At 58.0% G+C, this 929-nt stretch carries 2 protein-coding genes; both read right to left on the bottom strand.

The window, feature by feature from the left end; genetic code table 11:
• Positions 1–413: redoxin domain-containing protein (locus AC04SG_RS32830; protein ID WP_488554398.1), on the bottom strand; the 413-nt coding region annotated here is incomplete at its 3' end.
• A 233-nt stretch (positions 414–646) separates the two neighbouring features.
• Positions 647–929 (bottom strand): hypothetical protein (locus AC04SG_RS32825; protein WP_488554397.1); only part of this gene is annotated, 283 nt, incomplete at its 5' end.

The following is a 929-nucleotide window of genomic DNA, read 5'->3' as shown; positions in this document are numbered from 1 at the left end:
ATCGCCTTCACATCGCTCATTGAGGCCTTGTGCGGCCATGCGCTCTCGCCCTCGGTGATCTGCATGTTGGGGAGCCCAAAAGCGCGGTGTGAAGCCCGCTCAGGATCAGACGCCGCGAGCAGAGCCGGCATCGGATGATAACGGAGATAAAGGCGTGCCCGTTCGATGGGCGTGTTCACCACCGTCAGGGTTTCGATGCCCTTTGCGTTAAGGGCCGGTGTGAGCAGCGAAACCGTCGCGATATGACGCCTGCAAAAAGGACAATGGAGACCTCGATACAGTCCGACCAGCACTGGCTTCTCGCCGCGGAAATCGTCAATAGCTATCTTGCCCTCGTGAGTAATCGCGTCGAGCACGAAATTGGGCGCCGTTTCGCCAAGTTGCAGCGGGCCCATGTCGAGACGTTCTGACATGCTGATCCCTCCTCGCGGGCCAATCGACAACAGATGTGCGGGCGGGTGGCTTGAGCCCATGTTGCGGCACATACGTCCTTGGGCATGCTGAAATGGCGGTCGGCCTAGGACGGCGTCGACAATCCATTCATAGCACGGAGGCCCGCTTTTACACTAGATGGCGCCCCACGAACGCTGTACCTTCTCGGGCAGACGATCCCACAGCCAACTGCTGGGCCTCGTCACTCCATACCTCATTTCAAGTGCGCACCCGGCCGATATCCATTCTCACGGCCGCTCTCGCCCCAAAACCCAAATCGCTCCGAAAGGCAAAGTTCGACGACAACGATGACCTCATTGTCCGCATCGCGAATGGCAGCAAACGGCACTAGGACCAATCGACATTCAGGATTCAAAATCGCGTTGATGCATGATTCATAGGCTTCCAGATTCGATCTGGAGAGCGATGGATGGCACGGCGATATGAACTGAGCAGCGCGCAGTGGCAGCGTATCGAAGGGCTGTTGCCAGGAAAGG

The sequence above is a fragment of the Mesorhizobium sp. CNPSo 4684 genome (assembly GCF_057784315.1).
Note: the sequence above shows the minus strand (reverse complement) of the source record. Positions and strands in the feature narration are given on the sequence as shown.